The sequence below is a fragment of the Clostridium estertheticum subsp. estertheticum genome (genome assembly GCF_001877035.1).
GTDB lineage: Bacteria > Bacillota > Clostridia > Clostridiales > Clostridiaceae > Clostridium_AD > Clostridium_AD estertheticum.
This window is the reverse complement of record NZ_CP015756.1, coordinates 2,452,716-2,479,006: the sequence shown is the minus strand read 5'-3', so window position 1 is coordinate 2,479,006 and position 26,291 is coordinate 2,452,716. Positions and strand designations below refer to the sequence as shown.

Genomic DNA, 26,291 nt, shown 5'->3' with positions numbered 1-26,291 from the left:
GGAACTTTTTAAAAAGGATTACAAATGAGTAAAATTAAGGTATATATTATGATATAATGGAAGGCATAATATGTTTTATTTTGGGGAACTAGTTATAAATTAGAAGATATGAGTGCTTATAAATTTTACATGTACCTAAAAACATTTATGAAATAGGCAAAGCTTAATTTTTATATAAGAATAGGAGGTAGAAAATATGGATAAAAGAATTGACGAGAAAATTTTAGATTTTATAAATGAATCAGAAAAAAAACAAGCAAAAAAAGATATTTGTAGTGGACCTATAAAAATTGGAAATAGATATTACGAATTTGAAGAAAAAGAATTTTTTGATGAAAAATTAAAAATATATATTCCAAAGGATTTTGAAGATATGCCACTTGATGTAAGAAAATTTAAATATCCATCGGAAAGCCGTCCAGAAATAATTAAGAGCAATGAAGAAGGAAGTATAGCTATAACACTCAACATTATTGATAGTCCATTAGATGAAGAACGTGTTGAAGAACTTAAAGATGGAATGAAGATGATTATTAAGAAAAGTAATCCATCTAATGTATTTTATGAAGAGGGAGTTTTAGAAGTTGAGTCTAAGAACATAGGATTCTTTGAATTTAAGAGCTCAGTAATAGATGATTTCTTATATAATTTAATGTTCTTTTTGGAATTTAAGGAAAAGACTTTAATGGGAACTTTCAGTTGTCCCTATAAAAAATATAATGATTGGAGAGATGTCGCTTTTCAAGTAATAAATAATTTAAAGGTAGTAGAAGGGGAGAAGGGAGATGAGAATTAATGATTGAGGAATACATGTATACACAGGGAGATATCTTAATTGCACCCTATGAATTCCAAAAAATATTAAAACTAAAGGTAACTAGAGATCTAAATGAGCATGCAAAACTTTATATAAGTGGAATTATTGATGAAGAAAATATTGATAAATATGTTGAAACATCAGATGAAAAGTCTAGTATTACAATATCACTTAAGGATGATAAAGATTCTGTTATTGATGTGTTCCAAGGGGTAGTTACGAATATTCAAGTTAATGCAAATAAAGATGTAAGAACCTTAGAAATAGAGGCGTTAAGCAGAACTTTTTTGATGGATATCAAGAAAAAAAGTAGAACATTTCAAGATAAAAACTCTAGTTATGGAGAAATCTTTAATATTGTGAACGGTGAATATACTAACATTAACATATTAGACAGTATTACGAATGGGACTAAAATAGATAAGTTAATAGTTCAATATAAAGAAACAGATTGGGAATTTATAAAAAGGTTATCTTCACATTTTAATGTGCCAGTAGTATCAGAATGTCAATTAAAAGATATAAAGTATTCAATAGGAAATTCAGGATGTTGCACAACATATGAAGTTGATAAATACAATTATTCAATAAAAAAAGCATTACAAGAATATAGGCTTAAGTCAGAAAACGGAATTGATGGCTTAAATGACATTAATTTAATAAGTTATGAGGTAATAACGTATAAAGTAATGTATTTATACAATTTAGTAAACTTTAAAGGTAAAAGTTTATATATATACAGTTCAGAAATGGAACTTCTAGATGGTATGATTTCTAACAAATATATATTAAGGGATAATAAGGGCATTAAAATACGTAGAGATTACAATGATAAGGTAGTAGGCGTTTCGCTTAAAGGAAATGTTTTAGATACAAAAAATGACACGGTTAAAATTAATTTAGAAATAGATGGAAATCAAGATATAGGTAAAGCAAGATGGTTTTCATATTCAACGGTCTATTCATCGCCAGATGGTACAGGTTGGTACTGTATGCCAGAGGTTGGGGATGTAATAAGACTATATTTTCCAGACAATGAAGAGAAAAATGCATATGCAATAAGCTCAGCAAATCTTAAATCAAGTAATAGTGAGAAGCGTAGTGATCCAGCAGTGAAAAGTATAGGAACAAAGTACGGAAAACAAGTGGTAATGAAACCAGGTGCTGTAGAAATTATAGGAAATGGAAATTTACTGATGAGATTAACAGATGATGGTGGAATAGAAATTAATAGTGATAAAAAAATAGTTTTGGATGCTAAAGAAGATATAGAAATAACCGGTGGTGGCAAGATATCGATTCAAGGTGGTAATGGGGTAGATTTAACTCAAGGTGGAGCAAAAATTAACATACAAGATAATGTAACTATGAGTGGTGGAAAGGTTAAGATTGAATAGGTACATGTCAAATGAGGAGGTGTACAAGCAAGCGTGATAATACAAGAAAATAAAGAGGAACTCTTAGCAGAATTTTATGAAAAGTATGTAGCTAATAGATGGATTAATGATTTCCTTAAAATTGATGAAATATATAAAAGTGATAATGATGTTATAGATGGGAACTTAGTTTCAGCATTTAATGAAGTATGTAAGCAGGCTATATGTCTTCAACAGAAACAATTAAAAGGGGAAATAAGGTATATATATTTTTCTCTTCTTAGAACTAGTCTTCTTGAAAATAAAGGAGAATATAGAATTGATCTATATGATGAAAATTGGTTTTTAGATAAGCAGGAATGTTTTATTAATATAGATTTAAATTTTATTTTCGCCTCAATTTTTAAGTATATGGAAGAACTCAAGGAAAAGAAAAAAGAGTGTGGAAGAAGTATAACTGATATGGATATAGAAAATATGATGCTGGAGGAAACTGATAAATATCATGTTTTAGCAGTGGAATTTTTAAAAGGACTTATAGAAAAATTTATAGGAACACCTTCTTATGAAAAGATGAAAAAAGCAGAAGATATCAGGATATTTGTTGGAGAATATATGGATGAGGCAGAGATGATATATCCTGAAGAAAAATAATTTAAAAGGAGAAAGCATGGATTATTTTTTATTAAAACAAGATGAAAGATATACAAATACGCCAAGGCTTATAGATGTATTTAAGAAAATTAACATGAAAAATCTTAATCTTTTAAATGCCCATAAAATTGAAGACATTATAATATTTAATGTAAATGCAGATGATAATTGTGAATTTTTAGATGTTTTAGATAGTCAATTATTTTTAATATCAGATGAGCTTAAAAAAATTATTGAAAAATATGATAGGGATATTTTGTTTATTAGTTTACCACTTATTGATGGATTACATGATAGACAAGAAAATTATTCTTTATCTATATTTGAAGAAATAGAAGCCTTAAGTGACAAAACAGAACTAGGTTTAGACAAAAGAGTAATTAAAAACATAATTCTAAGTAAAGAGAAGATTCAAGGCAAAAAGATATTTAGAATAAAAGAAAGTACAAAACCATTAATAGTAGTAAGACTTGATGTGGCAGAGAGTCTTTTAAGACGCGATTTTAAAGGAATAAAACTTGAGAGATTACAAGTGGAAGAGAGTTAAAAGAGGGGGTGTATGTATATGAGCGATAATTATTATATAGTAAGAGGCGCAAAAATGAGATGTGACAAAGGTACCCATGCAAGAAAAATAAACCTACCTGAAAGTCATGGAGCATATGCAACAGAAAAACCTATGATGAATAAAAGTGATAATGTGGTAAATAAAAACATTAGTTACTTTGGAATTTGCAGAGAATGCAAGGAAGGCAAAGACATTTATTTAATAGGGGAAGATGGAGTTCAATTACCTCCGGGTAAAAAGTGTCTCGTGAAAATATCAGGAGATTGGATGAAGGTAAAAGAGGATACATTGGTTGATGGAAAACCAGCACTTACAGCAGAATCTGTGCTTATATGTTCTTTACATCAAGGAAAAATAAAATTCGTGACAACCGGCCAAGAGCAAGAGTAGTTAAAATAGAAAAAAGCAGAGAAAATAGTAAAGAAGTAGTAATGAAAGGGGAAAGTAAATGGGGGCAGTTCATACACTAAGGGTTAAATCACCTTATCAATTGCTAAATATAGAGAATATAAAAATTGAAAACAAACCTAATGAACATGGATATTTATATTTAAAATGTTTGATAGATGACTCGATAAATTTTCAGTCTACTATAAATGCTTCCAATGATGATAAAATATGTGTTTATGAAGAATTAGAAGATGAAAATTCTAATAATGAAAGCAAGATAATATTTAATGGAATAGTGCAAAATATTAGGACAAGCAATATAAACGGAAATTATTATTTAGAAATACAAGCACTTACATCAAGTTTTGAATTGGATGTAAAAGAAAAAAGCAGATCATTTCAAGATGCGAATATGACGTATGATGAACTTATCGGGATAATTATAAAAGATTATCCAGGCTATAGCTATGCTCAATGTATAGGAGAAGGGAAGAAGATAGGAAAACCTTTATTCCAATATAAAGAAACAGACTGGAGTTTTTTAAAGAGAATATCAAGTGAGTTAAAATCAGAACTATCTTGTGATATAATAGAAACACTTAATATGTTTTATTTTGGGAGGCCAAGTAAAACAAGTTATAAATTAGAAGATACTATTGATTATAAAGCTTGCAAGGATTTAAAACAATATCACGAATCAGGTGGAAGTGAAGCAGGGCATGATACTGACTATTTCTATTATGAAATAGAAACAAGAGAAAAGTATGAAGTAGGGGCTGACATTAGCTTTAAAAATAAGGACTTTTATGTAAATCAATATAAAGCACGTGCTTTAAGTGATGAGGTTATATACAAATACCGTTTATGTAGGAAAAACGGAGTATGGAAAACAAAAGTTATAAATTCACTTATTGGTGGGGCATCTATTGAAGGGAAAGTTCTTGAAGTTAAGGGTGAAAAGATAAAACTTCATTTAAATATAGACAAAAGCCAAAATAAAGACAAAGCCTCCTGGTTTCCATATGCACCACCAACTGGAAACGTAATGTATTCAATGCCTATAGTTGGAACAAGTGCAAGTTTGTATTTCCCTAGTGAAACTAGCGAAGAGCCAATTGTTACTGGATGCGTAAGAACAAATGGAAGTGGTTGTGCTAAAACAGCAGATACAACAAAAAGATATTTTGGCACAGAACATGGTAGTGAAATAGAAATGGTGCCAGGTGCTTTGAATATAAAAGGTGGAAGCAAAGAGCCACTTAGTATAAGTTTTGATGATGCGGTTGGAGTAACAATTAAAAGTCATAAAAAACTAAGCTTAAATGCAGCTGGTGGAATAACAATGAAAACACCACAAAGCGTTAAATTTAAGGCACAAAGTCAAATACTTGTAGCAAAGACAGGAACTAAAAGTGGATTTTCAATGGAAACTGATTTGCACTTCTTATCCAATAATGTAATAAAAAATGGAAGTGATAGGGAAGCTTTTGCTGCATTTGATGATGAACCTACGGTAGGTAAAAAACCAGAACCTAAGCCGATTAAAAAGGCAGTTGTAGCAAAACCACCTGAGAAAGAAAAGAAGGGTTTTAGTTGGGGTAAGCTATTTAAAGCAGCAGTTGCGGTAGTGGCAGTGGTAGCGGTAGTCGCTCTAGTAGTTGTATCGGTGGCTACATTCGGTGCAGGAGCTGTAATTGGAGCTGCGCTAATAGGAGCCGCTCTTGGAGCAGCATGTAATGTTGGCGGAACAATAGCCTCGGATATTAAAAACAATAAAATGAGTAGCCCACTTGATTATTTAATAAGTGCGGCAAAAGGAGCTCTTGTAGGTGCACTATGTGGTGCAATGTTTGGACCGGCTATGGCAGGCACATCTTTATTTGCAGCAGAAACTACAGGCCAGTTAGCTCTAAATTTTGTTAAAACATTGTTCATAGGTGGAGCAGAAAACTCTACATATTATGCACTTAATGAACTTGCTAATTTTCGTATGCCTAATTTAGGAGAACAGTTAAATCAATTTAAAAATGGAGTTTTATTTACTGGACTATTTATGGGAGGAGCTAAAGTTCTAGAGACTGCAGCACCGTGGATTAAAAAAGGTGCAAGTAAAGTCATGGATAACATTGAAAAAAATGTTAATAAGTTTGGGAAATATATAGATGATTTAGTACCAGCAAAAGCGGTTACACCAGATGGGCAAATTGTTTATATTAAAAATGATCCAATAAAATCAGGTGGGGGCGGAAAGAAAGTTGAACTAAATAAACAGCAGAAGGATTATAATAAAGCTGTTGAAGAGAGTAAGAATGATAAGGGGGTAAGTGAAGCTAGTAATAATAAAATTTTTACATCTGAAAAGATAGAATGGACAGCAACTAGACCAAAAGGAACCCAACAGACGTATGAAATATATCAGAGAAATGATATAGAGTGGGATATGATTAGAACTAGTGGTGATAAAAATTTTATTGGAAAGACAAATGCAGAAGCAGCAGGTAAAGGTCTCCCACCACAACTATCTGATGGAAATTTTTCAACGTTACATCATACAGGACAAGATTCAAGAGGCGCAATAGCAGAAGCGAGTACTAGGTATCATGGGGTTGGAAAGTATGGTCAGGACATACTACACAGTCAGTATGGAAGAAGTACTCCTAATCCTAATTTTCCGATTGATAGGAAGAAATTTGGCGTTGATACACGTGAATATTGGAAGTGGCGTGTAAATAATAAATAAAAATGTTGGAGGAATTTAATATGGGAAAAATAAAAGAATTAAAGGAACGTTATTTAAACTTACAACCAAGTGATGGAGTTGATAATGAAGTATTAGCTAATATACAGAAAACACTTAATGTAAAATTGCCAGAAGATTTTTATGAAATTGCATCATTTTATAGTGGAGGATATTTAGGGGGAATTAGTAATTATTCTTTTTCAAGTAATGATGATGAAACTAATATAATTAATGAAACTATTAGGTTAAGAAATACTGTAAATCTACCATTAAGATATATAGTATTATCAGAACCACCAGAAAGTATTATTGTTATGGATACTGAAAATATACCTTCAATAATGTGGTGTGATGCTATAGAGGTTACAAAACTAAATGATAAATCTTTTATATCAAAACCGGATGAATGGGATAATTATAGTGATTATTTTGCTCAATTAATAGAAGATGAAGAAGAAGATTTTTAATAAGTGAATACAAAATTATCAAGTAGCTAGTTTCATAAAATAGTATATAGATATAAAGCAAGTAAATGGAATAAAATATATGTTATAGTTTACTGCATAATTCAAATTCTGTAGTAAGGTTGATAACTACAACATGAAAAGCATACCCTAAAAATTGCAAACAGGTATCAAAAGTAGAATCTAATTAATGTTAGCAAACAGAAAATGTTTACTACATTAACAATTTTTGTAATTTGGGCGGACTGACCACACATAGCCATCAACCTAACAAGGCCAATAAATGTAAACTCAATTATTAATAGCATTTCCTAACCTTTATATTGACATTGTATTACCTTTGAACCATTTTAAGTCTTTAAGTGAATAAAATAGTAGTTAATAGTTTATGGGGAGAGTTAAATAGTTAAATATGATGTTTAGTGATTCAAATAAGAATATAAAATTAAATATGTATAAAACAAGTATTGGACAGTATACACTGTATATGCTAAAAATAACTTCAAAATCAGCACTAGGTTCACTTATATTTAATACGTCAGGATTAACTGTTGATAATTGGATTAGAATCGTTGGTTATGAAAATAAAGAAAATATAGGAATAATTTCATACAATAAAATAAATGAACATGGATTATCCAATAGTATTGATAAAATGTTAATTGTTGGAGATGACGTTATTGGCGGCATTTTTGCATTAAATGTTGGAAAATTTGCAGATAAAATAGGAGATGTGTCGAACTTTGCTCCTAATACATTGCAATGGGAAGCACTGGAGATGAAATACTATGAATTTATTACTTGGATTGTACTGGGAAATACAGACGAATTTTATAGCACTTTAAGATGGAGCAAATGGCAGAAAAAAAGTTAGTACTTGTTGAAGAACTTTTAAATATTAACTCAGAATATAGTAGGAAATTTAATTTAAGTTAAATAGCAACTTATACTGATGAAGCAAACTTAGTCATTTAAATCTATTTCTAACAAAATGAATATAACTGGTAATTTCATATTGTTATTGTGTGGTAGAAAGGGTCTATTATCAATTGGTTGATAGTTTAAAAGCATTTTTAGGCATATTAACAAAATAGGCAACTTAATTTATGATAGGCTAGAAAAAATCTCAATATGTTGTCAGACATATTGTAGTGATCTATGTTAAAAAAGATTAAATTGAAAAAAAGTAGAGTACAGTGGAAAAATAGGAAAATATAACTAGAGGCTAACATTAGAAGAATTCTTGTGTTAGTCTTTTAAATATTAATGTAATACTAAAAGAAAAAAAGTTGTACTTGAAGGAGTTAAGACAAAGAAAACAAACTATATTAAGAGAACACTAGATGAAACGTCAAAACTCCGTATAGTAGTTAATAGTACAGAGCGAAAAAAATATGGATAATTTAATAAGGAATGATTCTTATCATAAAGTAATTACAAATGAACAAGCTGCTAGGTCATAGGAGGACAAGTATATGGATGATAAAGATAATATAATGTGTCGAGGAATATGGTATGGGGATACACCAAATGATATTAGTAAAGAAGAACTATGGTATAAAATTAATAATGAAAAGGATGAGAGAAAGAAGCTTTTAATAATAATAGATTTATTAAAGCTTGGAGATTTTTCGGCAAAACAGTTATTAATTGAAATAATGAATACAAGTAATGATGACGGTGTAATAAATCTTTGCATAAGAGTATTTTGTTCAATTGCAGAGCATAATGATATTTTAAAAAATGATAATTTGAAAATGCTATCTGAATCTGATGATGATGCAGTTAATGTATTTGCAACATATTCGAAGCAAGCATTATCATATGAAGTTGTTCCTTACTTACTTGTACTATTAGAAGAATGGGAAGATACTAATGTTGAGACTACTATAAGAGATGCACTATATTATATTTTAGATTATCAAGAATCAACTTCAGAAAGTGCATCAGTTGATGAAATTGGAGAATTTTACATCAATAAAAGAGATGAACTAGATATAGAAAAGTATTACTATAAAGGAGAGTTAGCATTTCCAGGAGTATTAACAAAAATATTATTAGATGCAAGTATTATTTCAAGAAAATACGGAAAAGAATTAAAAGAAATTACAATTCCAACAATGCTTTCAATTTGGAGTGGTATTGAATGCCCTGTACAATATTATACAATAGTAGACGATGAAATCATGAGAAAAGTTTTTGATTATGTTAAACAACTTTCAAAAATGAATTGGGAAAAAGGCTGCAAGTACTTTTATGGACATAAGATATAAATAATATACAATTAATATGTGATGAAGTATGGCAGAGAAATTTAAAAACGGAGTATATCTTAAATATATTCCATTATTTTATGATATATATTTCAAAAAAAGTCTAAGAATAGAATACATTTCAAATGTGGTTTCTTAGATTATAAAAGATTATATTGGGAAAGTAGCAGAGTACGTTACAAAAGATGTCGCTAAGATGGTTATAGTTGGAGTAACAAATGGCGTTGAAAGTTTAGAAAGAAAACATTAGAAGGTAGAGGGATAAATTTTAAAACTCGATCATTGGATGTAGGAATTGGAGCAGCAACGGCGGGAAGTTTCCATGATGCATGAAAAATATTTGAGAAAGCATCATCATTTGTTAAAAATGCATTTAATAAGATAGCATCTAATATATCAGAGAATACTAGGATAGCTAAAATAGCATTTAACAATATGGATATGCCAAAAGGTGTAAGATTAGAGTGTGGTTTAGGTGGCGGAGATTCTAAGGTAGCGAAAGAATTCGTTAAACAATTTTAAAAAGCTAAGGACAATATTAAGGGGGCAGGTAAAGCTGTTTCATATGATAGATCATTCCACCTTAGAAAAGGTGTAAGAGATAAAGTGTGGGAAAATGCCAAAAATAATAACGGTGATGTAATAGATTCTATAATATAAAAAGGTATAGTTAAATCGCAAGCATGGGATATGGGACATAACCCTGGACTTTAATTTAGAAAACATAAAAAAAGTGCTAAGGAACGAAGTATATCAAGAAAACAATTTTTGGATGAATATAATAAGCCAGAGCATTACAGACCTGAATTACCAAGTTCTAATAGAGGTCACAAAGGTGAAGATTTAACAGATAATTATTTCGGTGATTGAGAAGGAGTGAAATATGGATATTAACAAGATAATAGCAAAAAAAGAATTAGAAGTTATAGGAGGAAAACCAAAGGTTTTTCGTTATTGGGATGAAAAAAAGAAAAAAAGTGTAGATATTATGTCGTGTATAGATAGACCATCTATTGGAGTAATATCTTTTGCAACTATCGGTCTATCAGAGTATGATATAGGAATGTTGAGTGACACAATAAAAAATTAAGAGTTGAATTATTAGGTGCATGCGATGTAAATGAGGAGTTATTTCCTAACATTGTATCTACCACTGCATTTGAAATAATGAAAAGAGATAATTACGGATATGGACATATTATTTCAGATGTGATAAACAGTATATTTATGATTGTGAAATGAAGCATGTTTATCTAATGAATCCTTTTTTATGGGATGGATTTAAATCTATTGAATTTGAAGATAGAAAAGTAGCTTGGTTACTAATTATTCCAATCTCAAATGAAGAAAAAGATTATGCTGTAGCTAATGGTGCTAGTGCATTGGAAATGAAACTTTAGGAATCTGATATAGATATTTTTAATTTAAGAAGGAAATCGATAATATAGATTTTAATATTTATTATATTCAAATTTAACTACAGATTGATATATTTATAATCCTTAATATAAATAATTAAAAGGGATATAAAAATATAAAGTATAATATAAATAATGTAGTCAGATAAATAAGTGAAGTAATTGGATATATACTAATACAAAAATAGGGGACTGATGGGCTTAATAGAAATTATATTTATAAAGGGAAATAAATATATATTATAACAATGGTAGGAGCTAATGTTTCAAGCAAGAAACATTAGCTCTTTTTCTGATGTAAAGAAATTGAAAGGGGTAAAGGTAATGAGTGAAATAATTGAAAATTTAGAGTTAAGTATAATTGAAGATGGTAAAAGTCCTAAAACAATTGAAAGTTATGTTGGTGACATTAAGACTTTTATAGATTTTCTAAGTAGAAAAGCGGTTGAATTTAATGGTATTTAAATTTAAAATGTTTGATAGATGACACAATAAATTTTCAGTCTACTATAAATGCTTCCACCGATGATAAAATATGTGTTTATGAAGAAAAAGAAGATGAAAATTCTAATAAGGACAGGAGATAGGAAAACCTCTATTTCAATAAAAAGAAACAGAGTGGAGTTTTTTAAAGAGAATATCAAGTGAGTTAAAATCAGAACTATCTTGTGATATAATAGAAACACTTAATATGTTTTATTTTGGGAGGCCAAGTAAAACAAGTTATAAATTAGAAGACACTAGTGATTATAAAGCTTGCAAGGATTTAAAACAATATCATGAATCAGGTGGAAGCGAAGCTGGGCATGATACTGACTATTTCTATTATGAAATAGAAACAAGAGAAAAGTATGAAATAGGGACTAATATTAGCTTTAAAAATAAGGACTTTTATGTAAATCAATATAAAGCTCGTGCTTTAAGTGATGAAGTTATTTACAAATACCGTTTATGTAGAAAAAATGGAGTATGGCAAACAAAAGTTATAAATTCACTTATTGGTGGAGCATCTATTGAGGGGAAAGTTCTTGAAGTTAAAGGTGAAAAGATAAAACTTCATTTAAATATAGACAAAAGCCAAAATAAAGACAAAGCCTCCTGGTTTCCATATGCACCACCAACAGGAAATGTAATGTATTCAATGCCTATAGTTGGAACAAGCGCAAGTTTATATTTCCCCAGTGAAACTAGCGAAGAGCCAATTGTTACTGGATGCGTAAGAAAAAATGGAAGCAGTTGTGCTAAAACAGCAGATACAACTAAAAGGTATTTTGGCACAGAACACGGTAGTGAAATAGAAATGGTGCCAGGTGCTTTGAATATAAAAGGTGGAAGCAAGGAACCACTTAGTATAAGTTTTGACGATGCGGTTGGAGTAACAATTAAAAGCCATAAAAAACTAAGTTTAAATTCAGCTGGTGGTATAATAATGAAAACACCACAAAGCGTTAAACTTAAGGCTCAAAGTCAAATACTTGTAGCAAAGACAGGAACTAAAAGTGGTTTTTCAATGGAAACTGATCTGCACTTCTTATCCAATAATGTAATAAAAAATGGGAGTGATAGAGAAGCTTTTGCTGCATTTGATGATGAACCTACGGTAGGTAAAAAACCAGAACCTAAGCCGGTTAAAAAAGCAGTTGTAGCAAAACCACCTGAGAAAGAAAAGAAGGGCTTTAGGTGGGGTAAGCTATTTAAAGCAGCAGCAGCAGTTGCGGTAGTGGCAGTGGTAGCGGTAGTCGCTCTAGTAAGTTGTATCGGTGGCTACATTCGGTGCAGGAGCTGTAATTGGAGCTGCGCTAATAGGAGCCGCTCTTGGAGCAGCATGTAATGTTGGCGGAACAATAGCCTCGGATATTAAAAACAATAAAATGAGTAGCCCACTTGATTATTTAATAAGTGCGGCAAAAGGAGCTCTTGTAGGTGCACTATGTGGTGCAATGTTTGGACCGGCTATGGCAGGAACATCTTTATTTGCAGCAGAAACTACAGGCCAGTTAGCTCTAAATTTTGTTAAAACATTGTTCATAGGTGGAGCAGAAAACTCTACATATTATGCACTTAATGAACTTGCTAATTTTCGTATGCCTAATTTAGGAGAACAGTTAAATCAATTTAAAAATGGAGTTTTATTTACTGGACTATTTACGGGAGGAGCTAAAGCTCTAGAGACTGCAGTACCGTGGATTAAAAAAGGTGCAAGTACAGTCATGGATAACATTGAAAAAAATGTTAATAAGTTTGGAAAATATATAGATGATTTAGTACCAGCAAAAGCGGTTACACCAGATGGGCAAATTGTTTATATTAAAAATGATCCAATAAAATCAGGTGGGGGCGGAAAGAAAGTTGAACTAAATAAACAGCAGAAGGATTATAATAAAGCTGTTGAAGAGAATAAAAATAGTGATAAGGGGGCGGGTAAAGATCCAGATTACGTAAAAGATAATCGTGTACCATTAGATAAAGAGACAGTATTAGGTGGTAAGGACTATAATAAGACCAGTATCAAAGTTAAAGGTGCTCAAGTTTATAAAAAAGGAGAATATTATTATTATCGTGATACTTTCCATACAGGGGAGGCATCACATTTAGAGGTATTTGATAAGAGGGGAAAACATGTAGGTGAAGCTAATCCACAAACGGGCGGGTTAATATCAGGAACAGCAGACCCGATAAAAAAAATCAATGTGAAATAATATCTTCAGTAGAAGATAGTGATATTTACAAACTATTCTATTAAATATTTACTTCGGAGGTGAGTTCATATGTTTATAAAGACAAAAGAATTTAAGCAGAACGATAACGATATATATTTTATCGGAAATTTAGCAGATAAAATAATAATTAATGATAATTATAATGGTATACTAATACTTGATAACAATCTTGAATTAATAAAAAAATTAGAAATTTTCGATGATATAACAGTATATTCCCATTTTATTAATAATGTTGATGAAGAAATTTTGCTATTCTGTCCAGATAACGAGTGTATGGTATATATTAATGTTGAAACGTATGAATATAAAGTGATTTATCTTAAGAATGGATTAGAGAATTTAATTTTTTCGAATTTATATGAATGGAGTGTCAATGGCTTAGTTTTATCAACATATAATGGTGAATTCTATAGCATTTGTATAGATGAAAAAATAATAGAAAAAATTGATTATAAGGAAGTTGAAAGATTATATCCTAAGCTATATAAATTTTATAAAGAGTCAACAAAACAAAAAGTTATAAAATTGTTTCCAGATGAATATATAGCGATTATAGAGGAGGAAAAGCGTAATATAAATGCATTCAACTATAAGGAGCAAACTAAACATGTACTTAATAATGCTTCAATTAATTTTATTGATATCGAATTTAAAGATGGAATATTTGTTTTAGTTGATGAAAATATAATAGAAATAATTACAATTCGTGATAAAGAAATATTGCATCCAGATGAAAATTATATATTTTTGAAGGCAAAGTTTGTTAGTAAATTAGATTGTATTTGTCTTGTCACATTGAGTAGTAGTAATTCGAATGCTGGTTACTCTAAAATTGATATGTTTCAGATTTCGACTTTGTAGGTAGCTGAGCAAGTGGGGCGATGTGTGCCCCGCTAAGATGATCATTACTTGGTAAAAAATAGTAAATAGCAAATAGTAAATAGTAATTTGGAATTTAGAGTGAGCATAAAAAACTTTTTATAAGTGGAATCATTGATAAAAAAATATTGAAAAATATAGTTAAAAGGCACATTTTGGAAAAATTATTTAATAAATTGTCTGACAACAGTGATGCATTATGTTAACATGGTTCGTTAGAATTTTATAATAAAACACCTTACAAGTTAGGTGTTTTAAACCAGTGGAAAAGATGTATAATACGGTGCTATATTTAAAAATAGAAATAAAGGCTAATATGAGAAAAAATTCTTGTGTTAGTCTTTTAAATATTAATGTAGTAGATAAAAGCAAAAGTAAGATAATATTTAATGGAATAGTACAAAATATTAGGACAAGCAATATAAACGGAAATTACTACTTAGAAATACAAGCACTTACATCAAGTTTTGAATTGGACGTAAAAGAAAAAAGCAGATCATTTCAAGATATGAATATGACGTATGATGAACTTATTGGGATAATTTTAAAAGATTATCCAGGCTACAGCTATGAACAATGTATAGGCGAAGGGCAGAAGATAGGAAACCCTTTATTCCAATATAAAGAAACAGACTGGAGTTTTTTAAAGAGAATATCAAGTGAGTTAAAATCAGAACTATCTTGTGATATAATAGAAACACTTAATATGTTTTATTTTGGGAGGCCAAGTAAAACAAGCTATAAATTAGAAGATACTAGTGATTATAAAGCTTGTAAGGATTTAAAACAATATCATGAATCAGGTGGAACCGAAGCTGGGCATGATACTGACTATTTTTATTATGAAATAGAAACAAGAGAAAAGTATGAAGTAGGGGCTAACATTAGCTTCAAAAACAAGGACTTTTATGTAAATCAATATAAGGCTCGTGCTTTAAGTGATGAGGTCATTTACAAATACCGTTTATGTAGGAAAAATGGAGTATGGCAAACTAAAGTTATAAATTCACTTATCGGTGGAGCATCTATTGAAGGGAAAGTTCTTGAAGTTAAGGGTGAAAAGATAAAACTTCATTTAAATATAGACAAAAGCCAAAATAAAGACAAAGCTTCCTGGTTCCCGTATGCACCACCAACTGGAAACGTAATGTATTCAATGCCTATAGTTGGAACAAGCGCAAGTTTATATTTCCCCAGTGAAACTAGCGAAGAGCCAATTGTCACTGGATGTGTAAGAACAAATGGAAGCAGTTGTGCTAAAACAGCAGATACAACAAAAAGGTATTTTGGCACAGAACACGGCAGTGAAATAGAAATGGTACCTGGTGCTTTGAACATAAAAGGTGGAAGCAAAGAGCCACTTAGTATAAGTTTTGAGGATGCAGTTGGAGTAACAATTAAAAGCCATAAAAAACTAAGTTTAAATGCAGCTGGTGGAATAACAATGAAAACACCACAAAGCGTTAAACTTAAGGCTCAAAGTCAAATACTTGTAGCAAAATCAGGAACTAAAAGTGGATTTTCAATGGAAACTGATTTGCACTTCTTATCCAATAATGTAATAAAAAATGGGAGTGATAGAGAAGCTTTTGCTGCATTTGATGATGAACCTACGGTAGGTAAAAAACCAGAACCTAAGCCGATTAAAAGGGCAGTTGTAGTTAAAGCAAAAAAGAAAGAAACGAAAAAAGATGTAAAGAAAGAAGAGAAGAAAAAAGGATTTAACTGGGGTAAATTAGCTGGAAATGTTCTTGCAGCAGTAGCGGTGGTTGCAGTAGTTGCAGCGGTCGTAGCAGTCGTAGTAGTCGTAGTGTTTACTGGAGGAACAGCAATACCAGCCGTAGCGGGAGCATTAGCAGCAGTGGGCACAACCGCAACAGCAGCAGCCGGAATGGCTTTTGCTGGCGGAATGATAATGGGTGGTATAGGTGTCGCAGGTAAAGCAATATCGGATTATGCTAGTGGAGTAGTTAGTGATTTGTCTTCGTACACGTCGATTGGAGCTCGAGAATCATTTGTAGGAGCACTCTCAGGAGCTATCTTTGGTCCGTATGGTGCATTTAAAAGTTACAAAGGCATGATGGCGTTAGGTGGATTAACAAACGGCGTTGAAAGTCTAATAAGACAAACATTGGAAGGCAAAGGTATAAACTTTAAAACTTTATTACTTGATGCAGGATTTGGAGCGGCAACAGCTGGAATGTTCCATGGTGCAGGAAAATTATTTCAGAAAGCATCCCCATTTGTTAAAAAGGCATTTAATAAGATAGCATCTAATATATCAGATAATATGAAAGCGGCAAAAATAGCATTTAATAATATGGATATGCCAAAAGATGTGAAATTAGCATGTGGTTTAGGTGGCGGAGATTCTAAGGTAGCGAAAGAATTCGTTAAACAATTTAAAAAGGCTAAGAGTGGTATTCCTAAAACCTCTGAAGTTGAGGTAAACTTCAATAGAAATCTTAAGCATGATGCAGTGGAATTTGAGAGACAATTAAAGGATCAAGAAAAAGGATTAAATTCATTAAGTGTAGATGAATTCATAAAGAATAGGAATAGATATTTGATAGAGGGAAGGTCTTTAGAAGGAAATGCAGCACAAAAACTTGCTAGAAAAGAATCATTGAAAGAAAAAGCCTTAGAATTACGTAAGCAAGGGATTGATAGAAAAGAAGCAGTTAAGAAAGCAGAAGAATGGATTAAAAGCAAGGCAGCATTGCATGATCCAGATCAAATTGCAGGTGGAAATCCATCGAAAATAAATGGTATGGGAGACAAAAGAATTAATTCATCACTTGGGTCACAATGGAAAAGCAGGGTAAAATCTATGGATAAACAAATAAGAACAATCGCAGAACAGATGGGGGAAGAAGAAAGAAAATCAACCTATTTAAATATTAAATTAACACATTAAGTTAGGAGTGACAAATATGTCAAAAGATATTTTTGATGATTTTATATTAGAAAAAAAAGCTTCAGAGGATATTATTGCTAAATATACTGGTAAGGTGCCGAAAGAATTATTATATGTGTGGAATAAATATGGTTTTGGTACTATTTTGAATGGTTATTTAAAAATAATTAACCCAGAAGAAATACAAGAAATTTTAGAAGAGGTATATACACGAAATCAGCAAGCTATTCCGTTATTTACTACAGCAATGGGAGACATAATCGTTTGGGAAAAAGAGAGATATTTAAATTTACTGAACTTTAGAAAAAAAGTGGTAAGTGTTATTTCAGCAGGATTTGATTTTTTCTTGGATGATTTAGGGGATGTTAGTTTTTTAGATGAAGAGCTGAATTGGAAGCCTTATTCAGAAGCTGTTATTAAATATGGAAAGCCTGCTTTTGATGAATGTTTTGGATATGTACCCCTTTTAGGATTGGGAGGACCAGAAAAAGTTAAAAATTTAGAAATGGTTAAATTTATAGAACATATTTATTTAATAACGCAATTTATGGGGCAAATAGAATAGCAAGCTTAAATTAATGATAAATAATAGCAAATGTAAACTTCCAGTTTTTGTTATGACCTTGGAGGTCGTAGTAGAAATTGGAAATTTTTACTTTATAAAAGCTAAGCTTAAATGCAGACGGTGAAATAATAATGAAAACACCACAAGATGGTGGGTTTTCTATGGAAATAGACATGCACTTTCTTAGCAATAATGTAATAAAAAATGGAAGTGATAGAGAAGTTTTTGCTGCATTTGATGATGAACCCACGATAAGTAAAAAGCCAGATCCAGTTAAAGCAAAAAAGAAAGAAGTAAAGAAAGAAGAGAAGAAAAAAGGATTTAATTGGGGTAAATTAGCTGGAAATGTTCTTGCAGCAGTAGCAGTGGTGGCAGTAGTTGCAGCAGTTGTAGCAGTAGTAGTGTTTACTGGAGGAACAGCAATACCAGCCGTAGCGGGAGCATTAGCAGCAGTGGGCACAACGGCAGGAGCAGCAGCCGGAATGGCTTTTGCGGCGGAATGATAATGGGTGGTATAGGTGTCGCAGGTAAAGCAATATCGGATTATGCTAGTGGAGCAGTTAGTAATATGTCTTCGTACATGTCGGTTGGAGCTCGAGAATCATTTGTAGGAGCACTCTCAGGAGCTATCTTTGGTCCGTATGGTGCATTTAAAAGTTACAAAGGCATGATGGCGTTCGGTGGATTAACAAATGGCGTTGAAAGTGTAATACGACAAACATTAGAAGGAAAAGGTATAAACTTCAAAACTCTAATGTTGGATGCAGGAATTGGGGCTTTAACAGCAGGAGCATTCCATGGTGCAGGGAAATTATTTCAGAAAGCATCACCATTTGTTAAAAAGACATTTAATAAGGTATCATCTAATATATCAGAGAATATGAAAGCGGCAAAAATAGCATTAAGTAACATGGAGAAGGGACCGAAATCAGTAGTGCTTGGTAGTAATTTGGGGAATGTTGATGAGGCCTTAGGCAGGTTTACAAAGGAGTTTAAGAAGGTGAAGAGTATAATACAGCAAGAAAAGCAGCTAATAATGCAAATGCTATGATACACAAAGAAGATCCTTTACTAAAAGGTATGCAAATTCATGGGGTTCATCCCGTGAAATTTGGGGGAAGTCCAACAGAAGTTTCTAATAAGATACCGTTAACTCCTAAAGAACATGCTCAATATACTACTTGGTGGAATAGATTACTTAAAGAGTTAAAAAATAAATAATATGGAGAGATTTATATGGATGAAAGTACAAAAAAGTATTTAACTAAAATAAACTTAAATTCATCAACAACTAGGGAGGTATTACAACGTACAGAACAAGGGTTAAATATAGAATTTCCATTGGATTATAGGTTATTCATAGAGGAATTTAATGGTGCAGAAGGAGAAATTGGACCAAACTCATATGTGGTGTTTTGGTCTTTAATCGATATTATAGAATTAAATGAGGCGTGTGGAGTGAATGAGTTTGCCCCGGGATTAGTTTTAATTGGTTCTGATGGTGGTGCAGCATATGCATTTGATAACAGAGATGATTCAAAAGCAATTGTTGAGGTCCCATTCATAGGTATGGAGTTGGATGAAGTAAAAACATGTGCTAACACGTTTTTAGAGTTTTTGGAGTTTCTATATAAACTATAAATGAAGAATATTAATTTATATAAAATGGACTGCTTTATGATTTTAGGCAGTTTATTTTATGCTTGAAATTGAAAAAATTATTATATATTATATCTCAGGAATTTAATTAATGTTAGGAGTGATATTAATAACAAAAGGCATTCATTATGAATAAAAAGGACATTTCATAGATTAATAGAAAATAAAGGCGAGTATTGGTATTTTCTTGAGGATAGTTTTAATTCTATTGGGGGATGCTTATGATAATATTAGGTAGGTGAAATTCTATAAAAACACTCTTGGTTTAAATGCAGAAGTGTTTTTTTGATATTATGAAGGAACAACAATTAAATTACATATAGAAATAGTTTGAATTAATTTTTGATAAAGAGGCTTATTTATAAAGGAATTTATTAAACAATAGACAAATTTAATTTTGTTAATCTCTTACTAAAGGCGATCATGATTAAGTGTTGTGAGTGGAATGACGAGTACAACAATATCTGATGGCATAAGTTGATTTCCAATGGAAATTGATCTGTATTTCTTATCCAATAATGTAACAAAAAATGGAAGTTATAGAGAAGCTTTTGCTGTATTTGATGAACCTACTGTAGGTAAAAAGCCAGAACCTAAGCAAGTAAAAAAGGCAGTTGTAGTTAAAGCAAAAAAGAAAGAAATTAAAAAAGAAGAGAAGAAAAAAGGATTCAACTGGGGTAAATTAGCTGGTAATCTTCTTGCTGGTTTGGTAGTGGTGGCAGTTGTGGCAATTGCCGCCGTTGCAATAGCGGTAACTTTGGGAGCAGCAACAGCGGTGGTAGCAGTAGTTGCAAGTCAAGCAATATCAGATGTTCAAAGTGGAGAAGTAAGTGATATAACTGCTTATCTGAAGGCTGAGGGTAGAGAAGCACTTGTAGGAGCACTCTCAGGAGCTATATTGGGTCCATTTGGTATGGGAGAAGCATTAGGTGCTAAAATGATAATAGGTGGATTAACAAATGGCATTGAAAGTTTAGTAAGACAAACATTAGAAGGCAAAGGTATAAACTTTAAAACTTTATTACTGGATGCAGGAATTGGAGCAGCAACAGCAGGAGTTCCATGGTGCAGGAAAATTATTTCAGAAAACATCACCGTTTGTTAAAAATGCATTTAATAAGATATCATCAAATATATCGGATAATATGAAAGCGGCAAAAATAGCATTTAATAATATGGAAATATAATAGTCAAGGAAACAAATGAATGGGAATAAAAATTAAGAAGAGCTAACTATAGCTCTTCTTAATTTTATAAAATCTAATTTTACTTAGGCACACCCAAAACTGCGTCTGAAACAAAAGGTATTAGCCAAATAATCCATCATCTCAATATAATCTTATCCTATAAAAAAGCAAAATGGTTTTTATGGAAAAGACTTTGGTAGTATACTAGTGAGAGAAAAGATTATTTCTATAAATAAAAAAAACTTATAAATATAATAAATACTAAAAATAGTGATTTAAAAAAAGGTAATCGAAGAATAAATAAAATTTAAGGAGAAAAAATTTATGATAGATTTAGAAACTCTAAGTATAGAAGAAATGACTGGTCTTAATTATATGTGCTCATGTGGCAAAAATCATAGTGTAGGGATAGAAACTATAAAGGTTGGAAGTGGTGTTATAAGTCAGTTGCCAATTGTAATCAAACGTTATGAAGGCAAGAAAGTGTTTATTATAGAAGATTCCCATACTTATGATGTTGCAGGTGAAAAAGTAGAAGAATTATTAAAAAACAAGTTTAAAATAAGTAAATATATATTTAAAGAAGAACATTTACATCCTGATGAATTATCTTTTGGTAAATTGATATTAGAAATTCCAAAAGATACGTCAATTATAATTGCAGTAGGATCTGGCACTATTAATGACATTTCAAGGTTCCTTAGTTATAAGATTGGTATTCCATATGTAATTGTAGGGACAGCACCATCAATGGATGGTTATGCCTCAGTGGTTTCCCCACTTATTCGTGATGGTGTAAAAGTCACTTATGATGCAGCCTATCCACTCGCAATTGTTTGTGATATTGATATTATGAAGAGGGCTCCTATGCAGATGCTTCAGGCAGGCCTTGGAGATATCTTAGGTAAATATACAGCCTTAGCTGATTGGCATGTCGCAAACATTTTAAATGGTGAATATTTCTGCCCTGAGGTTGAAAAACTAGTCCTTAGTACTTTGAAAAAGTGCGAGCAGGCTTCAGGTGGAGTTACAAGTAGAGATCCTAAAACTGTAGAAAATATAACAGAAGCATTAATTTTGTCAGGGATTGCTATCGGTATGGTTGGAGCTTCAAGACCAGCCTCGGGTGGAGAACACTATATGTCACATTGTTTTGAGATGATGTTTATGAATAGTGGGAATAATACAAACTGGCTTCACGGTAATACTGTAGGGGTTGGTGTTGGAATTGTAGCTTATGCATATAAATATACAAAGGATATAGATATTAATGAAATACTTAGAAAGGGTGACTATTTACATCTCGATAAAAACAAGTGGATGCAAAATATAACAGATGTATTTACTATAAGTGGGGGAAACATTATTGAATTTAAGCAAGATAATATTAATTTTAATGAGAGTGAAAGAGAAGTTACTATGCAAAAGATAGTGTCTAAATGGAATTCTATAAAAAAAATTTGTGATGTATTTGTACCAGAACCTGGGCAAATAATTAAAACTTTGAAAAAAGCAGGTGCAGTGTGGAATCCTGAAGATTTGGGCTTTGATAAAGAAATATTCAGGAAAAGTTTTATTGCTGCAAAAGATATGCGTAATAGATATGGCATTCTTCAACTTCTTGAAGATATAGGAATGCTTGATGATGTAGCCGATTATATAACAAATATTTATTATAAATAAATAAATAAATAAATATAGCTCTATTTAAGGTAATCATGTTGAAATGTATTCGACATGATTACCTTTTTCTTTGTTTATATGTTTGTTTGAGGTATATTACAAATCAACAGAGGATAAATTAGTTAAAACTGTTTGTTTGTAATTATATGTAAATAACCAAACAATTGTCCTTTACGGTATACTTTAAACGGAAAATATGTTAATATATAGTAAAATATAAGGCGAATATAGAGTTAATATAATAAAAGGGGTTGTTTATATGAATATTGCTTATACCAGGGTAAGTTCAGATCAGCAAAGTGACGACAGACAATTTTCAGAGCTTAAAACTTACAACATAGAAAAATGGTTCAATGAAAAATTAACTACAGTCGAAATACGCCCGCAGTTAACTGCAATGATTGACTTTATAAGGCCCGGAGATACAATTTATGTATGGGATTTTAGTAGGCTCGCAAGGTCAACTAATGAACTAATTGACATAGGTAAACAGTTAGAAAGTAAAGGAATTAATTTAAGATGTGTTAATGAAAATTTAGATACAAGTACTGCAGCAGGTAAACTTATGTTTACTATGATTGAATCAATTGTCAAGTTTCAAAAGGTTACTTTATTAGAACGTCAAAAGAAAGGCATTGATGTTGCAAAGGCTAATGGAAAATATAAAGGACGTAAAAAAATAACTTATCCATTGAATTGGGAAGAGATTTATAATAAGTATAAGGATAGAGAATTAACAGGGACTAGCGCAATGGAGTTATTGAAACTTAAAAGAAATACTTTTTATAAATTGGTTGATGAATATAAAAAGACAAAATAATTAATATAAGAAAATAGTAAGGTCATTGTATAGAATAATTATACCTTTAGTAACCCAAGGGAACTTTAATGACCATATTTATTCTTTTTATGTGTATAAATGTATCTTTTATGCACATACTCTTTACTTAATTATAAATTCATGCTATTTTATAAGTATAAATAATCTATAAAAGGTAAATATTAAATGAAAGGTAAGTATTAAATGATAAATAAATTTGCAGTTAAACTTACAGGTTATATAGAAAGCAATAGCAAGCTTAATAAGCTTGAAGAATTAGAGCAAATACAATACGCAATAACAACTATTTTAAATGAATTTTTTAAGATTATGATTTTAATTATTTTATTTAGCATAATTGGTAAGTTAAACTATCTATTATTTTCAATGATAATTTTATTATCAATAAGACTTTTTTCAGGTGGACCACATGCCAGAACTTTATTGAGTTGCCTGTTATGGACAATATTGTTTTTTATTTTAACATCAATAATAGCGCCATTATTACCTAGATTAAATCAATCTATTTATTACGGTTTAGGCTTATTAAGTCTTGTAGTAATAATTGTACAAGCCCCTTATCCAAATCCAATTCGTCCAATAAAAAAGAAAAAAAGAAAGCAGTATTTAAAAATACTAGCCATCTCTTTTTCAATCTTTTGGACATATATTATACTATTCCATATCAATAATTCATCATATTTAAACTGTGGTATATCAACTATTTTACTACACTCATCACAATTGATTTATACGAAAAAGGAGGTGTGAATATGAAAAAATTAAAGAAAACCAACCTATTAACCATAATAGGTGTATGTTTAATAGCTTTGGCTGGTATTATTACTAATTCTGCTAGTTCAGCTTTCTTTGGAGAAGTAGAACCACCCAAAAGCTTATTGAATAAATAATTTAAAAATAGTAAACCCATTTTCTAAAGATAGTTGAATTTTGCCACCGGTGCGTTCAGCTATCTTTTTTGCGTTATAAAGACCATACCCTCTGTTATTACCATCTTTTGTTGAGAATCCTCTCTCAAATATTCTTTTAATATTCTCTGGTTTTAAAGTTATTCCACTATTCATTATTTCAATAATATTTGATTCACCTTGTAAATATGCCTTAATAGACACTGATTTTTCACCTATTTGGCCATCTAAAGCATCAAATGCATTATCTATAATATTATTTAATATTTCTGATAGTTCATAATCCTTTAAATTTCTAATAAGTAAATTGTTAATATTGTATAAAAACTTTATATTTTTTTTATTAGCTTCGTTAAGTTTACTATAAACTATAGCTCTAAGTATTGGATTTTTTATATATACAATGTTTTCCATTATCATCATAGACTTGTTTAATGAAGCTATATACTCTTTTAAATTATATTCTAATTCAATTCCTTTTGTGCTTTCAATTAACCCATACATAACATTTAAATGATTTTTAAAATCATGTTGCCTTGCACGAATATCTTCAGTTATATTATTTAGAATTTCACTGTACTCATTTTGTACTTTGGATTCCTTTTTTTCTAGTTCAACTTTTATTAGATAAAAATACAAAAATATATTAACCGCTAATACAGAAATTATCGTTAATGTTAACTCTAGTATATTATCAATGACTACCCTCATATCGTAATTCCACATAACCTTTAAAATTGCTACATAACCTAATAAATTTATTACAAAACAAAATAAAAGTTTCATATTTTCATCATAATTTAAATGCTTTTTTATAATAGGAGTAAAATAACATATTACAAATATAAAAATTAGCATTGATAATAATAAAATTACAATAGTTGAAAAATCGCCTTGATATTTGTTCACACATTTATTATATATAAATATAGAGATGAGTTCCATTATCATCAAAAAAGCTAATAATGCAAAATATTCTACAGTGGTTCTAATAAATCCTTTTTTATGAAATAAATGGACTAAAAATATAACAGTCGAATAACTAATAATCATATTGAAATATACATCAAATGCAGTAAATGATGTTACTAGCGATCCAATTATTATTATAAATAAATTTTTAATCAAAATGTTTTTACCCCTTAAACTAAACTTAGACCATAAAACGAAAATACAAATGTCCTCAAGCATAGTACATATAAAGTTCTGAGTTATAGTTATTGTTTTCACCACCTTATGTATTAAATACGATATGTAGGATTTTTTGTTTTAAATTTTTCTATAATTAAACTTTTACATTTATAGCTTAAGAGAGCCTTTTTTTCATAATCTTCAAAAAACAGCTCATAAGATTTTATATTTAATTTTACAATTTTAGTTATGAAATTGATATTAACAGCAAAGGATTTATGAGATTGAAGTATAGCCGTATTATTAATTAATTCTAAGGCGCGCTTTAATGAAATCCCTTTTATTTCATAGATACCATTTTTAGTATGTATAGTGCATGTCCTACTATTAACTTCAATAAAAATTATTTCATCTACATATATTTTTATAAAAATACCTTCTTTTAAATCAAAGATAGCATATTTTCTTTCAATTATTGTTTTGCTACATGAATGTAATATTATACGATTACTTATAGCTAATAATTTATCTTTATCATACGGCTTTAAAATGTAATCGTAGCAATGAACTTCTTTAAATGCTTGAGTTATATATTCTGCATGAGTTGTTAAAAATATAATCCAGCTAAATTCATATTTATCTATTTTCCTAAGATCTATCGCTAAATCCAGTCCCGAAGAATTTTTCAGGAAAATATCTATGTAAAAAATATCTATTGAATTTTCATTTGAAAGTTTTAAAGCATCAGCTTTATCTTCTGCCTCATATATTGTTAAGTTCTCTTTTATTCCTTGCATCATTTTTATGAAATTTTGCTTTTGTATGTTATCATCTTCAACTATTAGTATATTCATTTATACATACTCCCTTTAAGTATTATAAACCTGATTAGACACAGGAATTTTAATAGTAAATTTTATCCCTAATAAATATCACTTTCTATTTTCCTTTTTATTGCTAATATAACATATTAATATAAAATTTTCAATCTAATCATAAATAATAAATAATTATTTATGATTTATGAATATTATACATTATTTTACTTAATGACTTATGCATAAAATCAAGTTCCATTTATGTTTAAAAAATGCTATT

At 30.3% G+C, this 26,291-nt stretch carries 29 protein-coding genes; 27 read left to right on the top strand and 2 right to left on the bottom strand.

Annotated features, from left to right (window positions below; translation table 11 throughout):
• Window positions 1–196 precede the first annotated feature (196 nt).
• From A7L45_RS11345 to A7L45_RS22855, 27 genes are all read left to right on the top strand, one after another.
• The gene (locus A7L45_RS11345) at window positions 197–796 is read left to right on the top strand and encodes a hypothetical protein (RefSeq protein WP_071612877.1); all 600 of its coding nucleotides are present in this window, start codon (window positions 197–199) and stop codon (window positions 794–796) included.
• A complete protein-coding gene (locus A7L45_RS11340; RefSeq protein WP_071612876.1) occupies window positions 796–2,214 on the top strand; it encodes a contractile injection system protein, VgrG/Pvc8 family in 1,419 nt (472 codons plus the stop codon). Before A7L45_RS11345 ends, A7L45_RS11340 begins: the two co-directional genes overlap by 1 nt.
• 33 nt (window positions 2,215–2,247) lie before the next feature.
• Window positions 2,248–2,847 (top strand): hypothetical protein, encoded by a 600-nt coding sequence (locus tag A7L45_RS11335; protein WP_071612875.1) that lies wholly within the window; start codon window positions 2,248–2,250, stop codon window positions 2,845–2,847.
• 16 nt (window positions 2,848–2,863) lie between these two features.
• Window positions 2,864–3,394, top strand: a complete 531-nt coding sequence (locus tag A7L45_RS11330) for a hypothetical protein (RefSeq protein WP_071612874.1) — start codon at window positions 2,864–2,866, stop codon at window positions 3,392–3,394.
• A gap of 18 nt (window positions 3,395–3,412) precedes the next feature.
• On the top strand, window positions 3,413–3,805 hold the full coding sequence (locus tag A7L45_RS11325; RefSeq protein WP_071612873.1) for a DUF4280 domain-containing protein: 393 nt from the start codon (window positions 3,413–3,415) through the stop codon (window positions 3,803–3,805).
• A 58-nt stretch (window positions 3,806–3,863) separates the two neighbouring features.
• Window positions 3,864–6,545 (top strand): HNH/ENDO VII family nuclease, encoded by a 2,682-nt coding sequence (locus A7L45_RS24220; protein ID WP_071612872.1) that lies wholly within the window; start codon window positions 3,864–3,866, stop codon window positions 6,543–6,545.
• 20 nt (window positions 6,546–6,565) lie between these two features.
• Window positions 6,566–7,012 carry an SMI1/KNR4 family protein gene (locus tag A7L45_RS11315; protein WP_071612871.1) on the top strand — a complete coding sequence of 149 codons (447 nt, stop codon included), beginning with the start codon at window positions 6,566–6,568 and terminating at the stop codon, window positions 7,010–7,012.
• A gap of 409 nt (window positions 7,013–7,421) precedes the next feature.
• Window positions 7,422–7,883, top strand: coding sequence for a DUF2625 family protein (locus A7L45_RS11310; RefSeq protein WP_071612870.1), 462 nt, complete (start codon window positions 7,422–7,424; stop codon window positions 7,881–7,883).
• A 601-nt stretch (window positions 7,884–8,484) separates the two neighbouring features.
• Window positions 8,485–9,282, top strand: coding sequence for an Imm47 family immunity protein (gene imm47, locus A7L45_RS11305; protein WP_071612869.1), 798 nt, complete (start codon window positions 8,485–8,487; stop codon window positions 9,280–9,282).
• A 768-nt stretch (window positions 9,283–10,050) separates the two neighbouring features.
• Window positions 10,051–10,152, top strand: a complete 102-nt coding sequence (locus tag A7L45_RS24175; RefSeq protein WP_269466332.1) for a GH-E family nuclease — start codon at window positions 10,051–10,053, stop codon at window positions 10,150–10,152.
• Window positions 10,153–10,165: 13 nt separating this feature from the next.
• Window positions 10,166–10,372, top strand: a complete 207-nt coding sequence (locus A7L45_RS23860; protein ID WP_224616952.1) for a hypothetical protein — start codon at window positions 10,166–10,168, stop codon at window positions 10,370–10,372.
• Between the two features lie 148 nt (window positions 10,373–10,520).
• Window positions 10,521–10,682, top strand: a complete 162-nt coding sequence (locus A7L45_RS23855; protein WP_236900445.1) for a suppressor of fused domain protein — start codon at window positions 10,521–10,523, stop codon at window positions 10,680–10,682.
• Between the two features lie 342 nt (window positions 10,683–11,024).
• A complete protein-coding gene (locus A7L45_RS23530) occupies window positions 11,025–11,165 on the top strand; it encodes a hypothetical protein (protein ID WP_187350243.1) in 141 nt (46 codons plus the stop codon).
• Window positions 11,166–11,391: 226 nt separating this feature from the next.
• Window positions 11,392–12,531, top strand: coding sequence for a hypothetical protein (locus A7L45_RS11285; protein WP_071612867.1), 1,140 nt, complete (start codon window positions 11,392–11,394; stop codon window positions 12,529–12,531).
• Complete coding sequence (locus A7L45_RS23850) at window positions 12,461–13,399, top strand: hypothetical protein (protein ID WP_224616955.1); 939 nt, start codon at window positions 12,461–12,463, stop codon at window positions 13,397–13,399. Before A7L45_RS11285 ends, A7L45_RS23850 begins: the two co-directional genes overlap by 71 nt.
• Window positions 13,400–13,468: 69 nt before the next feature.
• Window positions 13,469–14,284: a hypothetical protein gene (locus A7L45_RS11275; protein WP_071612866.1), complete on the top strand. Its 816-nt coding sequence runs from the start codon at window positions 13,469–13,471 to the stop codon at window positions 14,282–14,284.
• A 289-nt stretch (window positions 14,285–14,573) separates the two neighbouring features.
• On the top strand, window positions 14,574–17,219 hold the full coding sequence (locus A7L45_RS23525) for a polymorphic toxin type 15 domain-containing protein (RefSeq protein ID WP_224617059.1): 2,646 nt from the start codon (window positions 14,574–14,576) through the stop codon (window positions 17,217–17,219).
• A 16-nt stretch (window positions 17,220–17,235) separates the two neighbouring features.
• Window positions 17,236–17,784 (top strand): T6SS immunity protein Tdi1 domain-containing protein, encoded by a 549-nt coding sequence (locus A7L45_RS11265; RefSeq protein WP_071612864.1) that lies wholly within the window; start codon window positions 17,236–17,238, stop codon window positions 17,782–17,784.
• 131 nt (window positions 17,785–17,915) lie between these two features.
• Window positions 17,916–18,287 (top strand): hypothetical protein, encoded by a 372-nt coding sequence (locus tag A7L45_RS11260; RefSeq protein WP_071612863.1) that lies wholly within the window; start codon window positions 17,916–17,918, stop codon window positions 18,285–18,287.
• Window positions 18,284–18,835: a hypothetical protein gene (locus A7L45_RS11255; RefSeq protein WP_170288108.1), complete on the top strand. Its 552-nt coding sequence runs from the start codon at window positions 18,284–18,286 to the stop codon at window positions 18,833–18,835. Before A7L45_RS11260 ends, A7L45_RS11255 begins: the two co-directional genes overlap by 4 nt.
• A complete protein-coding gene (locus A7L45_RS23215) occupies window positions 18,832–19,005 on the top strand; it encodes a hypothetical protein (RefSeq protein WP_169829591.1) in 174 nt (57 codons plus the stop codon). Before A7L45_RS11255 ends, A7L45_RS23215 begins: the two co-directional genes overlap by 4 nt.
• A gap of 15 nt (window positions 19,006–19,020) precedes the next feature.
• Window positions 19,021–19,425, top strand: a complete 405-nt coding sequence (locus A7L45_RS11250) for an SMI1/KNR4 family protein (protein ID WP_071612861.1) — start codon at window positions 19,021–19,023, stop codon at window positions 19,423–19,425.
• Window positions 19,426–19,930: 505 nt separating this feature from the next.
• Window positions 19,931–20,548: a hypothetical protein gene (locus A7L45_RS11245; protein WP_071612860.1), complete on the top strand. Its 618-nt coding sequence runs from the start codon at window positions 19,931–19,933 to the stop codon at window positions 20,546–20,548.
• Window positions 20,549–20,954: 406 nt separating this feature from the next.
• Window positions 20,955–22,313: a sn-glycerol-1-phosphate dehydrogenase gene (locus A7L45_RS11240; RefSeq protein ID WP_071612859.1), complete on the top strand. Its 1,359-nt coding sequence runs from the start codon at window positions 20,955–20,957 to the stop codon at window positions 22,311–22,313.
• Window positions 22,314–22,572: 259 nt separating this feature from the next.
• Window positions 22,573–23,133 carry a recombinase family protein gene (locus A7L45_RS11235; RefSeq protein WP_071612858.1) on the top strand — a complete coding sequence of 187 codons (561 nt, stop codon included), beginning with the start codon at window positions 22,573–22,575 and terminating at the stop codon, window positions 23,131–23,133.
• A gap of 204 nt (window positions 23,134–23,337) precedes the next feature.
• Window positions 23,338–23,904, top strand: a complete 567-nt coding sequence (locus A7L45_RS11230; RefSeq protein ID WP_071612857.1) for an accessory gene regulator B family protein — start codon at window positions 23,338–23,340, stop codon at window positions 23,902–23,904.
• Between the two features lie 2 nt (window positions 23,905–23,906).
• On the top strand, window positions 23,907–24,044 hold the full coding sequence (locus tag A7L45_RS22855) for an AgrD family cyclic lactone autoinducer peptide (RefSeq protein ID WP_151554137.1): 138 nt from the start codon (window positions 23,907–23,909) through the stop codon (window positions 24,042–24,044).
• On the opposite strand, the gene A7L45_RS11225 is transcribed toward A7L45_RS22855, so the two are convergent.
• Both A7L45_RS11225 and A7L45_RS11220 read right to left on the bottom strand, forming a co-directional pair.
• Window positions 24,030–25,190, bottom strand: a complete 1,161-nt coding sequence (locus tag A7L45_RS11225) for a sensor histidine kinase (RefSeq protein ID WP_169829590.1) — start codon at window positions 25,188–25,190, stop codon at window positions 24,030–24,032. The two genes, A7L45_RS22855 and A7L45_RS11225, sit on opposite strands and share 15 nt — an antisense overlap.
• A gap of 113 nt (window positions 25,191–25,303) precedes the next feature.
• On the bottom strand, window positions 25,304–26,047 hold the full coding sequence (locus A7L45_RS11220; protein ID WP_071612856.1) for a LytR/AlgR family response regulator transcription factor: 744 nt from the start codon (window positions 26,045–26,047) through the stop codon (window positions 25,304–25,306).
• Between the last annotated feature and the right edge of the window lie 244 nt (window positions 26,048–26,291).